This is a genomic window from Paenibacillus sp. P13VS, assembly GCF_015143645.1.
GTDB classification, from domain to species: domain Bacteria; phylum Bacillota; class Bacilli; order Paenibacillales; family Paenibacillaceae; genus Paenibacillus; species Paenibacillus xylanilyticus_A.
The window spans coordinates 44,375-56,331 of record NZ_WYEV01000015.1; the positions used below are offsets into that span (position 1 = coordinate 44,375).

The window sequence follows — 11,957 nt, forward strand, 5'->3', positions numbered from 1 at the left end:
ACGTGTACAAGCAGGCAAGTGGACATCAGGTGCTGACACGGATTATCAGGCTTTTTAGATTGCATACAGAGGTGTCTAAGAGATGGAAATAGTAATACCGATTATCACATTGATTGTAGGTCTGGTCGGGGGATTTTTCATCGGGGTGTACTACTTGCGTAAACAACTCGAGAAAATGCAAAGCGATCCCGACATGCTTCAAAAAATGGCGAAGCAAATGGGTTATAACCTGAATGGCAAGCAAATGCAGCGCGCCCAGCAGATGATGAAGAACCAGCAGCCTGGCGCGAAGATGCCTCAGCCGGGGCAGCATCCTGCGCGTAAAAACTCGGGCCGCCGAAAATAATAGTTGTAAGCAAGCAAATTGCATAATCAATTAAGTAATTTGCTGAAATGAAAGAAGGCTTACACCAAGTGGTTCGAAAGGAGGCGTTCGGCAGTGGCTGGCGTGAAAGATTATTTGAATTCAAAAGTATCCGACAATCGGGAGAAGATCGAGTACCATGTGGAACAGATCCTCAAACTGATCGGAGAAGATAGTACGCGAGAAGGGCTGCTTGAGACGCCTGCACGCGTAACCCGGATGTATGAAGAGATTTTTGGCGGGTATGAAGTGGACCCGCGCGATGTACTCGGCGTGACGTTTGACGAGAATCATGAAGAGCTTGTCATTGTGAAGGACATCGTTTATTACAGCCAGTGTGAACATCATATGGCACCCTTCTTCGGCAAAGTGCATATTGGGTATGTACCCAGCGGCAAAATTGTCGGTTTGAGCAAAATGGCCCGGTTGGTGGAGGCGGTTACCCGTCGTCTTCAGGTTCAGGAACGTATCACTTCACAGATTGCCGACATCCTGAACGAGGCTGTTGAACCGCATGGTGTCATGGTCGTTGTGGAAGGTGAGCACTTGTGCATGTGCTCCCGCGGCGTGAAGAAGCCTGGCAGCAAGACGGTAACATCCGCTGTCCGTGGTTCCTTCCGGGACAATACGGCGCAGCGTGCCGAGTTTCTGTCTCTGGTTAAGGACTAAGTTCCGAACCGGACAGGCTTCGAAGCCGTGTCCAATCATTTAAACGGTTCATCTAATAAGCCGAGTTCCCTGGGAACCGGCTTATTTATTTATATGAGCATTTGTGTACATCAGCGATGTTAAGACCCTTTCCTTGTCCTATCCTGATTCAGATTCGTTTAGTCGGAGGTTAGCAAATATGAGTGTACCTTTGAATTCAGACACAACCGGACAGCCTGGGGCAGAGCAACCGGTTCTGTCCAGCTCGTCATCCAGGCTGCACCGTATACAGATCTGGGAAACACCACTGCTTCGGTATGGAAGCAGTGTGCTCGAGGCATTTGCATGGGAAGAGGTGATGTGCCGCCGTGTAGGCGAAGGGCATCTGCCCGTCGCCCATATTTGGCGTCATCCTGACGCATTTGTTGCAGGTCTGCGGGATCGCCGCCTCCCCAAGGCTGTAGAGGCAATGGAAGGCATAAGAACGCAGGGAACCGCTGTCTGTGTTCGTCCCTCGGGAGGTGCGGCTGTGCCTCTTCATCCGGGCGTGGTTAACATTTCACTGATTTTGCCTAACCCGGCCCGTGCTATTAATATTCACGATGACTTCCGCGAGATGGCTGCTCTTATTGCCGAGTCTTTAACGCCATGGTCGAATCAGGCGCAAACCGGAGAGATCGAGGGTGCCTTCTGCCCCGGTGATTATGATGTTAGTGTCGGTGGATTGAAATTTTGCGGTATTGCCCAGCGCAGACAGGCGAAGGCTTATATTATTACGGCTTTTATTATCGTGGAAGGACATGGAGACAAGCTGGCGGCAGAGGTGCGCAGGTTCTACCAGCATGCAGCAGACGGCCTGCAGGAAGGGTATCCCGATGTTCGTCCCGGCACAATGGCGAGTCTTCAAGAGCTGGCAGGAGTGCCTTCTGCAGCAGCTTACACCGCTTCCCTGGTCCGTACGCTTCGTAATCGATACCCTTTGGCTGAAACTGACCGCGTATTGTCCGTTAATCGGGAGGCAGTCATGCAGACGGCAGAGCAGATGAAACTGCGCTACGATTAGTATCGTTCGCGAACACTTGGAATTGGTTAATAGAGATGATATGATGTGATTTCGGAAGGAGAGTGCCAAGATGGAAACTTTGAGATATACATTTGAATATGAGGTTGTTTCTTCAGGCGAGAAGTCTGAGTTCAGCCAAATGGCAACAAGCAAGGAAGAAGCCGCGGCTTTGATCGTTGCACGTATTGCCGACCTGGAGTTCACGGGTGAGGAAGATATCAAGCTGGGTGACCTGATTGCCATCAGCAAACAGGTTGGGGACAACTATGTTGCGTGCGAGGGCTGTGCTTCCTAGTCTGGCATGACGCAGAAGAGACATATCCAAATACAAGCAAGTCTTCTTGAACCAAGAGGCTTGCTTTTTTTATTGCCAATGAAGAAGAGATATCTGGCAGTCTATCGGCTGGAGATATCTCTTTTTTCTTGTTCCCTTTTCGGTTCTACCTTTTCAGTTCTAGTAGGGTGGCCATAACAGCTTGCGTGCCGTTTCGTAACGTTCAGCCACCGCAGGCCAATAGACGACATTCCACCAGTCCTCAATATATTTCTTGCGCTCATTCTGATGTTTCAGATAGTAGGCATGCTCCCATACATCCAGCGGCAGGAGGGGTACGATGTCGGACTGGGACAGGTTCTGGTGCTTCTCCGCCTGTAAAATCTCCAAACGGTGCGCCCGTGGACTCCAGACAAGGAGAGCCCAGCCGCTGCCTTCCACTTTGTTGGCCGCTTCAGTGAATTGATTTTTGAATGCCTCATAACTGCCAAAATCCCGTTTGATCTGTTCAGCAAGCAATCCGGAAGGTTTGCCGCCGCCTCTGGGATTCATGATCGTCCAGAAGATCGTATGCAGGTAATGGCCTGCACCATTGAAGGCAAGTTCTCGTTCCCAATGTTTGACGAGTTCGAAATTATTTTTTTTACGTGACTCGGCCAGTTTCTTCTCGGCAGTATTGAGTCCATCCACATAGGATTGATGGTGCTTATCGTGATGGATGCGCATCGTCATCTCGTCAATATGTGGTTCGAGAGCGTTATAGGCATAGGGCAGAGGAGGCAGTGTGTGTCCTCCAATCGGAACAGGTCTCTCCTTCACAGGAGGTGTAGAAGGTAAGGTGATGCTCTCTGTCGTACCGGAAGAAGGCGATAGACCGGAGACCTCTGAAGACTGCACCTGTGAAGAAGATGATGAAGGTGCGGGAGCTGGTGGAGTTGACGTAGCGTTAGTTTTCCCAGCAACGGATGACGGCTCCTCCGCCGCTTCACGCTCGCTGCTTCCCGACAATTGAACATACTTATCCAAAGAAAAGGGTGCATCACTTACCGAATCCCGCATGATTCCAGGTTGAGTCAAGGTATCGAGTACGCCGAGGAAATATTCCGATTCGCGAATAAAGTGCAGAATGACTGCCTTGGCGAGCGGGACAGCTTGCACAGCAGCACTTTGCTCGAGCAGGACGTACAGCTGCCTGATGAACTCCCGCGATTGTGAACGTGCAGAGGCGATAAGCTGCTCTACGCTTCCGATGATGTAAGGGGCAGGCGGATGGGTACCGGGTAACAGCTGTTTCAACAGCTGGTTGGCTGCCTTCTCGGTATTTTCGAATGTCACTGCCCATTCTTCAAGCAACTTCACATAAGTGGGCTCCAGATCGGGAACCAGTGCCCGAATAACAAGCGTATGCTCTTTCTCCTGCTCCTTCCAGAATCTGATCTCTTCCAGGATGCGCAGAGGCAGCAAGGGTCCATAGCCAGACCAATTCATATGCGGCAAACCTCCATTCAATTCAATTGTCATATCAGCCATTCAAGGGATACGCTGTGATTCACCATTTATAATCGTCCCAAAAGTATATTCTCCTGCCGTGTTGTCCTATGTGTGCATAAAAAAAAGCCCCAGAGGGGCTCTGATCACCGGAAGATTCTATTCACCGGTATTGGTATTTTCCACATCGTCGCTGCTTGTCTTCGTCACATGACTCAGGAACGTAGAGACACGGCGGAGATACTCCTTCGGATGTTCCCGGAAGATCAGCTCATGATGCGCGTCCTGCACGATCCATTCCTCTGAGTAGGTGTTCGTCTGGTTAGCGGCAAGAAGCTCGGCGATTGGATAGGGTGCCTTCTCATCCTCCGTCCCGTGAATGAAGAAGATCGGGAACGGATAGTCTTTCTTTTTCACTTCCTGATACGGAATCTGCTGTAATCCGGTGCCATTCAGAACCGGGAATAACAGATTCATGATCTGCAAAGTTGGTTGTCGCGGCAGATCAATCTGGTTATGAATGTTGTGATACAGTGTATCCGGCTCCAGCAGGAAGGTGCTGTCGAGAATCATGGCATCCACGTTCTCGGTTAGCAGTCCCGTCTGTAATGCTGTGCCTGCGCCCATCGAGAATCCCCAGACAACTAGCTCCTGAGCACCGCGCTGCTTGGCGAACTGAATGGCACCAAGCAATTGCTGGGACTCGGCTTTGCCTCCTGTAGCGACTGCCTTGTTCACCTGTGAGGCGAAACCATAGTCAAACATCACTACGTTGAACCCGAGCTGGTGGGCATAGTGTGCCAGGTCATACATGGGAACCCAGGTTTCCTCCCGATTGGCCCCATATCCATGACTGAAGATAATGGTTTTGTTGACATCCGTGTCTGCGGGGATATACCAGCCCTGCATCGTACGGCTGCCATCTGCTGCCGGGAACGTGATATCCTCATACTTCATGTTCTTGGCCTGCATTGGATTGGAGAACACGGGAGCTACGGTCGGGTTGGATAATACCCAGGCAATATAACCGTGTAAGGCAATGAAACAAAAGAGCAGAAAAAATACAACGGAGAGCAGCAACGCTACGATAATATGTTTGAACCGGATCAGCCTCGGTGATAACGAAGAAGGCAGATCGGACACTTTCGTTTGCAGCGGGGCTTCGCTCTGGGATGTCGGAAACATGATTGCCCCTCCTTATTAAGATCAATTGAAGATAACAACGAGTTCAGATCAGATAATATATCTTGGTGTCCTTACTGACATGTGCAGCAAAGTCTTGCTTATATATCTTTATCGTATGTTTCCATATAGTCAAAGTCAATTGATTGGAGGCATTTGTTACGCAATTGTTATATAGTCCAAAAGATATATGGTTAACATTTCCTGATGGTGCAAATTGCAGGGGATTTAGTCTTATAAAAAGAAAATATTTACACTTCTTAACGTCATGATTTGGCTCATTTTGGTTTACAGATGAGATCGTTTCTCATATAATTTATGTAACCAAGTTTCATGTGATGAAACATGAGGAGGGCATTATGCCATGGAAGACCGCAAATTAACCGTCCGGGCTGTGGAACGGGCGCTGGATATATTATTATGTTTTACCACACGGAGCGATCTTGGACTCACGGAAATTGCGAGCCAGATTGGTTTGCACAAAAGTACGGTTCACCGTCTGATGGCAACGCTGGAGGAGAAGGGCTTCGTCATTCGCGATGCGGCCACTGAGAAATACAGGCTCGGTATTCGAATCTGGGAGCTGTCTGCTCATATGTCCCGCAGTGATGACCCTGCCATTTTGCTGCTTCCTGCGATGGAGCGGCTCAGAGATCGTTTGGGAGAAACAGTCAGTCTGTACCTGCGGGATGGCAGTGAGCGTATCCGTATTCAGGCTGTTCAGAGTGATCAGGCCATCCGGCGGGTGGCTCCGGTTGGTGTCCGTCTTCCTCTATCGGTAGGGGCTTCCAGCAAGGTACTCATGGCATTTGCGACGGAAGAAGACCGAGAGGAACTGATGAATGGCCCCGAATGGCCCGTATTTATCGATCCGGAAGTTTATCTGGCCCAGATGGGCGATATTCGGGAGAATGGATATGCGACCAGCTACGAAGAACGTGAGCCTGGAGCGGCTGCAGTATCCGTTCCCATTATGGATCGTAAGGGGAATATTGCTGCTGCGCTATCCGTATCGGGTCCCGTTAGCCGCCTGTCCCAGGAAACTTTGCACGAATATGCACCTGTACTGAAGGAAGCAGCCGCGCAGATGGGCCTCATGTTGTCCTGATCCAGCATGCAATGGAAGATAAAGGGTTGTATTTCCGACTGGCTTGCGCTAGTCTGTAATGGACAGCTCAGCGGGGCTGGAATGAATTGAATATGGAACTGCGGTACACATACCGCAACTGTTAAACGTTACTGGGGGAGTCCGAATTGTCCGGACTGAGACGGGATCGCATGAGATCCCGGACCCTTTGCACCTGATCTGGATCATACCAGCGTAGGGAAGTAATCGGCGATATAACCACGAACACCTGCATAATTTAGCCTTTGGCATGTCTCCACTTGTGGGAGCTTGGCATCAGGCTTGTTATGGGTGATGGACATAAGCCGGTTCCCTCGGGAACCGGCTTTTTTATATACAGCGTCAAGCGATCATCCGCAGCAGAGGGGAGTTGTCTTCTTTTGCGGGAGAGCTGGAGTTGGGTATAACCCACTTATGCCTGCGCCAGATTCTGTCTGCGCTATGCCGCTGTAATGTTCTTTCTTCGGAAGTTGGCCGTTCTTTTCTTGCCTATGCGTGGATGATATGGAACGGGTGCACGAGCAATCAAACTGGCCCATCCATGGGACGACCAACGAGGAGGAAGAGGTAGCGATGAGCATAAACAACAGAACAACAGCACAGGAACATGCAGGGCAGGGGTTGGAAAAAGGAACAGTGGCGGCTGGACGGGTCCAACCGTTTCCCGGCAGCCGCAAAGTTTACATTCAGGGCTCACGTCCGGACATTGCCGTACCCGAGCGTGAAATTGCCCTTCATGACACGAATACCCCCCAAGGGGTGGAGCATAACGAGCCGCTGCGCGTGTACGATACGAGCGGCCCTATGACGGATCCCGGATTTCACGCTGATATTCGGGCAGGCCTGCCAGCTTTGCGTGCACGATGGATTACGGAACGAAACGATGTAGAGGCATACCAGGGACGTACCGTCAAACCGGAGGATAACGGGCTAAAGCCTGGAGGGAAGAGAACCGGAGCTGAAGAATATCCAGGCCTCCGCGGCAAACCGCTGCGTGCACAATCCGGACGCTGTGTCACCCAGATGCATTATGCGAGGCAGGGCATCATTACGCCTGAGATGGAGTTTGCAGCTATCCGTGAGGGCGTGGAGCCGGAGTTCGTCCGGCAGGAGCTGGCGAGCGGCAGGGCTATTCTGCCATCGAATATTAATCATCCCGAGAGCGAACCGATGCTGATCGGACGTCATTTCCACGTGAAGATCAACGCCAATATCGGTAACTCTGCCGTATCCTCTTCGATTGAAGAGGAAGTGGAGAAAATGACTTGGGCGGTACGCTGGGGGTCCGATACGGTAATGGATCTTTCTACGGGCAAGGATATCCATACCACCCGGGAATGGATCATCCGCAATTCCCCGGTGCCGATCGGGACGGTGCCGCTGTATCAGGCGCTGGAGAAGGTGAATGGCGAAGCCGAGGCACTCACCTGGGAGTTGTACCGGGATACGCTCATTGAGCAGGCCGAGCAGGGTGTGGATTACTTTACAATCCATGCAGGCGTGCTGCTGCGTTACATACCGATGACAGCCAAACGGATGACGGGCATTGTGTCTCGGGGTGGGTCCATTATGGCAGCATGGTGCCTTGCACATCACCAGGAGAATTTTTTGTACACGCATTTTGAAGAAATCTGTGAAATCATGAAAAGGTATGATGTGGCCTTCTCTCTCGGAGATGGACTTCGCCCGGGCAGCATCTATGATGCCAATGATGAAGCTCAGATGGCTGAACTTGCTACGCTCGGTGAACTGACACAGATTGCGTGGAAGCATGATGTGCAGGTGATGATTGAGGGGCCAGGACATGTGCCGATGCACAAGATTAAGGAGAATGTCGACCTTCAGATGGAGATCTGCAAGGAAGCACCATTCTATACACTCGGTCCCCTGACAACCGATATTGCACCAGGCTATGACCATATTACCTCAGCCATTGGAGCGGCGATGATCGGCTGGTTCGGAACGTCGATGCTCTGTTATGTGACACCCAAGGAACATTTGGGCTTACCAAACAAGGATGATGTAAAGGAGGGCGTCATTGCCTATAAGATTGCGGCACATGCCGCTGATCTGGCCAAAGGCCATCCACGTGCACAGCGCCGGGATGACGCGCTGTCGAAGGCCCGTTTCGAATTCCGCTGGCGGGACCAGTTCAACCTGTCCCTGGATCCGGAACGTGCGCTGTCCTACCACGATGAGACACTCCCGGCTGAGGGAGCCAAGGAGGCCCATTTCTGCTCCATGTGCGGACCTAAATTTTGCAGCATGCGCATTACGCAGGATATTCGTGCCTTTGCCGCAGACAAAGGCTTGACCGAGAATGAGGCTGTAGCGGCCGGGATGCAGGAGAAGGCTGAGGAATACCGTTCTCGATCCTAAGCTCGTTACAGCGCAATTTAAGCAGCCTAAGATAACTAAAAGCCGTTCTCTCCACTACTGGGAGAAGAACGGCTTTTTACAGCTTTAACGCCTACCAATATTCAATTGCTGCTCCAAATAAGATGTCAGCGATGCGAGCGGGCTGTAAATCTCACTTCCCGTATTTACTGAAGCAAGGGCAGCCGCAGGAGCCATGGATAGCTGAGCAGCTACGACTATTTTCTCTGGTGACTGTGCAGCTAGCTGCTGCAGGCCCGTAGTCACTGCCTCCATATATCCTTCCTTATCGCCGCGCATGATCAATTCAAATGTACCAGGAATTAATGCGGCTTTTGTTCTCGAAACAGTCTCAACATTTGCCTGTTCGTCGGTTTCCTCTTGCTGTAGTGCTTCATTCACCCGCGCCATCGTTCCTTCAACCGTTGCTGGATTGGTAAAAGCAAGAATGTATTCCTGCGAATCCTGCTGCAGCTTCTGCAATAATGGATCATCAATACCGATAACGGGGATGGAGAGTTGCTGTGCTTCGTGCGCCAGTACAGCGGCAAACAGGGTACAGGTGACCAGAATGGCATCTGCATGACACTGGGCAATCCACTTTAGTGTCTGGGATACCTTTTCTCGAATGACAGCCTCTGAGAAGTCCGTATCCTGCTTAAGGCGATCCAGACCGGGATCGACATAATGCACAAGTTCCACTTCATAGGGGGCGAGCACCTCTTCAATGAGTGCAATGTTGGAGTAGTGAGCGTGATAACAGCCGATCGTGATCATAATGACATCCCCTTCGCCAATGCTTCTTTTTGTGAGTCGTGAGTGCTGCAGATATTTAGTTCATTATAGGAATCATACAAGGGAACTGTACAGCGTTTAAACCAATGCAAATAACCGTCCCTGCGCCATATGGCAGAAGGACGGTTCTATAGTCAGACTCCAATACAGTCAGGTTTCATTTTATCGCATGGAAGGAGATGCGTTCTTTTGAGCCATTTTTTGCTGCAGAATTTCGTGAAAGGATAGACCTTGAGTGTTCTCATTCTCCTTTTTTGGAGCAGTGGTCGCCGTGTTGCGCGGATACTGGTGGTGGTACGGGATCATTTGCTGAATAGGCATGCGGATCATCTTGGTTCCTCCTTTTGGGTTAGATATATAAGTTGAGCATGTAAATATTAAATTCATCTTAATATAGGCTATGTATTTGAACAGGTAGTCGTTCCAAGTGCGCATATAGGTACATGTGACTTGTTAGACGAAATCGGGAAGTTATGACGTAATTCCAATTGGATTGTAGTGATTTTACCCCGTATTTAGGAGATGTAAACGGTTTGAGGGAAATTCAGGAATAAAGGACCTGAAATACAAGGTTTGATATGGGAGGAACGAATCGGTTGTTAAGTGAATAGTCCCAGTTTCAGGAATGTCAATTGTGACGAAAATAAGACAAATTGTCTGGGAGAGTAGGTATCATTGAAGCTAACTAACTTGGTACCATAGTCGGTTGTTGTGAGCGGATGGGGGTGGTTTTATACGTGTTTTAGAGGTGAGACAGGGAGCAGCACCCAAAAAAGCCATCCAGCGAGCTGGACGGCTTTTGCAACGTTAATCTGGAAATGTAAATGGAAAATCTCACTACTCTGTAGTTGGCCCAGCTTGTTTTACCGCAATATAGATATCGACCTGAACTTGGGCAGGATCCACACTCCGTTCATCATATAACTCGAAATCACCGGTAAACGTTCGCTCGTTCTGATGGCTCCAGCCCCAAACGGCGCCCCATGCTTCACCTACAACTTCTGCCATTGGACCCTTGCGGGAGGTGAATACGGCGTATGTTGCTGGTGGCAATTCGATGGAGTTCATGCCAGCTGGTAACGTTTCATCTGCAGCTACCTCGTGGCCTACGAGGATGGTGTATTCCCCGTGTATACCATCGGTATAATCTGTATAGCAGCCGTATCGGGGTGCTTCCGGTGCAGGAATGTGTTCTGACGTGAAGTAGCGGCTCCATAGATCCTGAATGCAGCCTTGGCCGCTCATCTCGATCGCGTTGGTCGTTCTGGCTGATATGCCAGCCAGGCGTTTGCCAGGAAGTGTAACATATCGAACAGGTTGAACGGAGTGCGTATAGTTGTTACCTTTCGGATTGGATGCGCTCCATCGTTTCAAAAAGGGAAGCTGATTGCGCAGCATTGCCCGCGCTGATTCCTCATCCATACCTTCTTCGATGAGGATCGCGGCGCACATCTCAATCATGCCTTCCAGCGTAATATTGGGCTGTTGGAACATGCCTTCTTTGTAGCAATAGATGCAGTATTCACGGGTTGCACTTCCATCTGCTTCCGTTCCGAATTGGGTAGGGGTGGTCAGCGGCATTCCACAGCTATGGCATATCGTGACGTTCATTTATCAATTCCTCCTCGTTATATACAGCTTGAATATAAATGAAGTATAACGAGAGGAACTGGACATCAGTCTGTCAGGTTTGCGGAGGGGCAGCATAATTTTGCACGATTTGTTCTGCAATCCGGCGGATCTCGTCACGTATATGAAAAGGCTCCAATACCTCGGCATCTGCGCCAAAGCCAAGAATGAACCCGTACAGCCAGTTATCTTCCGGAAAAGCCACTTGACTTATATAATATCCCTGGCCGTCGGGGATCACGTTCTCTATGCCAAACCACTCTTCGGCGATATGACGGACACGGGCGTGGAATCTCATCGTCATGGCAACCGTGTTCCCTGGAGTCGCCCATTCCTGCTGCCAAGGCCTGTCCTGCAGGTTGATGGGTTTGCGTTCAAAGCTTCCATGAGCAAGTGTCACATCCTGCATACGGACCAGCTTGAACATGCGAAACTCATTACGCTCATGACAGAACGCATAGAGGTACCAGGAGTGCTTTTTAAGAACAAGGGTATGAGGATCGACGGTTCTGTGAGTGTGGGCTCCTTCGGCGCTGCAATAGGTAAAGGTGATTGAACGCAGCTGATCCAGTCCCTGTTCAATGATTTGCAGTTTGTTTTGCAGCGCTTCCGGGTGGGTCCACATCGAATAATCCACAATGAAACGATTGGTTTCGGCCTGAAAGTCATCGTTTTTGGATTCTGGCACAATGCTGCTTAGTTTCTCCATCAACAGTTCCCGTGCTACATTGGTATGCGATGTGGAGACGCTGCGCAGTGCGGTGACGATGGAGGCCAGATCCCGGTCAGTCAATACGTTTCGATCCAGGCGGTAACCTTCCGCAAGGCCAATGCCACCGCTCATGCCCTGGTACGTCACGACAGGAATGCCTGCCTGGCCCAGGGTATCAATGTCTCGATAAATGGTGCGGATGGAAACTTCAAACGTGTCTGCCAGATCCTTGGCCTGTACACGGCCACGATTGATTAGTAGTACAACGATGGCTAATAAACGGTCCAATTTCATAAAAAA

Annotated in this window: 12 protein-coding genes and 1 riboswitch; of the genes, 6 read left to right on the forward strand and 6 right to left on the reverse strand. The window is 50.3% G+C overall.

The genetic code is table 11. The annotated features are described in order from the left end of the window. The first annotated feature begins 82 nt into the window (after window positions 1–82). From GUA98_RS25920 to GUA98_RS25935, 4 genes are all read left to right on the forward strand, one after another. Window positions 83–346: a YneF family protein gene (locus GUA98_RS25920; RefSeq protein ID WP_095293210.1), complete on the forward strand. Its 264-nt coding sequence runs from the start codon at window positions 83–85 to the stop codon at window positions 344–346. Between the two features lie 93 nt (window positions 347–439). After that, window positions 440–1,033, forward strand: coding sequence for a GTP cyclohydrolase I FolE (gene folE / locus GUA98_RS25925; protein ID WP_095293209.1), 594 nt, complete (start codon window positions 440–442; stop codon window positions 1,031–1,033). A 178-nt stretch (window positions 1,034–1,211) separates the two neighbouring features. Continuing rightward, complete coding sequence (locus GUA98_RS25930; RefSeq protein ID WP_153976824.1) at window positions 1,212–2,075, forward strand: biotin/lipoate A/B protein ligase family protein; 864 nt, start codon at window positions 1,212–1,214, stop codon at window positions 2,073–2,075. A 70-nt stretch (window positions 2,076–2,145) separates the two neighbouring features. Continuing rightward, window positions 2,146–2,370 (forward strand): hypothetical protein, encoded by a 225-nt coding sequence (locus GUA98_RS25935; RefSeq protein ID WP_095293207.1) that lies wholly within the window; start codon window positions 2,146–2,148, stop codon window positions 2,368–2,370. A gap of 159 nt (window positions 2,371–2,529) precedes the next feature. Here GUA98_RS25935 and GUA98_RS25940 read toward each other — a convergent pair whose 3' ends face one another. Together GUA98_RS25940 and GUA98_RS25945 are read right to left on the reverse strand one after the other, a co-directional pair. Further along, window positions 2,530–3,879 carry a Fe-Mn family superoxide dismutase gene (locus GUA98_RS25940; protein ID WP_227780128.1) on the reverse strand — a complete coding sequence of 450 codons (1,350 nt, stop codon included), beginning with the start codon at window positions 3,877–3,879 and terminating at the stop codon, window positions 2,530–2,532. A gap of 117 nt (window positions 3,880–3,996) precedes the next feature. Beyond that, window positions 3,997–5,022, reverse strand: a complete 1,026-nt coding sequence (locus tag GUA98_RS25945) for an alpha/beta hydrolase (RefSeq protein ID WP_095362113.1) — start codon at window positions 5,020–5,022, stop codon at window positions 3,997–3,999. A gap of 361 nt (window positions 5,023–5,383) precedes the next feature. Here GUA98_RS25945 and GUA98_RS25950 point away from each other — a divergent pair, with 361 nt between their 5' ends. Then, entirely contained in the window at window positions 5,384–6,127 is a 744-nt protein-coding gene (locus tag GUA98_RS25950) for an IclR family transcriptional regulator (RefSeq protein ID WP_095293204.1), read from the forward strand. A 123-nt stretch (window positions 6,128–6,250) separates the two neighbouring features. Continuing rightward, window positions 6,251–6,364, forward strand: a riboswitch (TPP riboswitch). 354 nt (window positions 6,365–6,718) lie between these two features. After that, a complete protein-coding gene (gene thiC, locus GUA98_RS25955; protein WP_227780129.1) occupies window positions 6,719–8,524 on the forward strand; it encodes a phosphomethylpyrimidine synthase ThiC in 1,806 nt (601 codons plus the stop codon). A gap of 84 nt (window positions 8,525–8,608) precedes the next feature. Here the strand turns inward: thiC and GUA98_RS25960 are convergent, their stop codons facing one another. The 4 genes from GUA98_RS25960 to GUA98_RS25975 all read right to left on the reverse strand — a co-directional run bounded on the left by GUA98_RS25960 (window position 8,609) and on the right by GUA98_RS25975 (window position 11,951). After that, window positions 8,609–9,298 carry a hypothetical protein gene (locus GUA98_RS25960; RefSeq protein WP_193724858.1) on the reverse strand — a complete coding sequence of 230 codons (690 nt, stop codon included), beginning with the start codon at window positions 9,296–9,298 and terminating at the stop codon, window positions 8,609–8,611. 180 nt (window positions 9,299–9,478) lie between these two features. Beyond that, window positions 9,479–9,646 (reverse strand): hypothetical protein, encoded by a 168-nt coding sequence (locus tag GUA98_RS25965; protein ID WP_164764361.1) that lies wholly within the window; start codon window positions 9,644–9,646, stop codon window positions 9,479–9,481. A 507-nt stretch (window positions 9,647–10,153) separates the two neighbouring features. Further along, the gene (locus tag GUA98_RS25970; RefSeq protein ID WP_193724859.1) at window positions 10,154–10,927 is read right to left on the reverse strand and encodes a zinc ribbon domain-containing protein; all 774 of its coding nucleotides are present in this window, start codon (window positions 10,925–10,927) and stop codon (window positions 10,154–10,156) included. A 73-nt stretch (window positions 10,928–11,000) separates the two neighbouring features. Continuing rightward, window positions 11,001–11,951: a helix-turn-helix transcriptional regulator gene (locus GUA98_RS25975; RefSeq protein WP_193724860.1), complete on the reverse strand. Its 951-nt coding sequence runs from the start codon at window positions 11,949–11,951 to the stop codon at window positions 11,001–11,003. Window positions 11,952–11,957 lie beyond the last annotated feature (6 nt).

Excerpts from the sequence above, each read along its gene's own strand:
- GUA98_RS25920 (WP_095293210.1), top strand. The coding sequence starts at position 83 with ATGGAAATAGTAATACCGATTATCACATTGATTGTAGGTCTGGTCGGG.
- GUA98_RS25950 (WP_095293204.1), top strand. The coding sequence starts at position 5,384 with ATGGAAGACCGCAAATTAACCGTCCGGGCTGTGGAACGGGCGCTGGAT.
- GUA98_RS25960 (WP_193724858.1), bottom strand. The coding sequence starts at position 9,298 with ATGATCACGATCGGCTGTTATCACGCTCACTACTCCAACATTGCACTC.
- GUA98_RS25935 (WP_095293207.1), top strand. The coding sequence starts at position 2,146 with ATGGAAACTTTGAGATATACATTTGAATATGAGGTTGTTTCTTCAGGC.
- GUA98_RS25965 (WP_164764361.1), bottom strand. The coding sequence starts at position 9,646 with ATGATCCGCATGCCTATTCAGCAAATGATCCCGTACCACCACCAGTAT.
- GUA98_RS25930 (WP_153976824.1), top strand. The coding sequence starts at position 1,212 with ATGAGTGTACCTTTGAATTCAGACACAACCGGACAGCCTGGGGCAGAG.
- thiC (WP_227780129.1), top strand. The coding sequence starts at position 6,719 with ATGAGCATAAACAACAGAACAACAGCACAGGAACATGCAGGGCAGGGG.
- GUA98_RS25940 (WP_227780128.1), bottom strand. The coding sequence starts at position 3,879 with ATGGCTGATATGACAATTGAATTGAATGGAGGTTTGCCGCATATGAAT.
- GUA98_RS25975 (WP_193724860.1), bottom strand. The coding sequence starts at position 11,951 with ATGAAATTGGACCGTTTATTAGCCATCGTTGTACTACTAATCAATCGT.
- GUA98_RS25945 (WP_095362113.1), bottom strand. The coding sequence starts at position 5,022 with ATGTTTCCGACATCCCAGAGCGAAGCCCCGCTGCAAACGAAAGTGTCC.
- GUA98_RS25970 (WP_193724859.1), bottom strand. The coding sequence starts at position 10,927 with ATGAACGTCACGATATGCCATAGCTGTGGAATGCCGCTGACCACCCCT.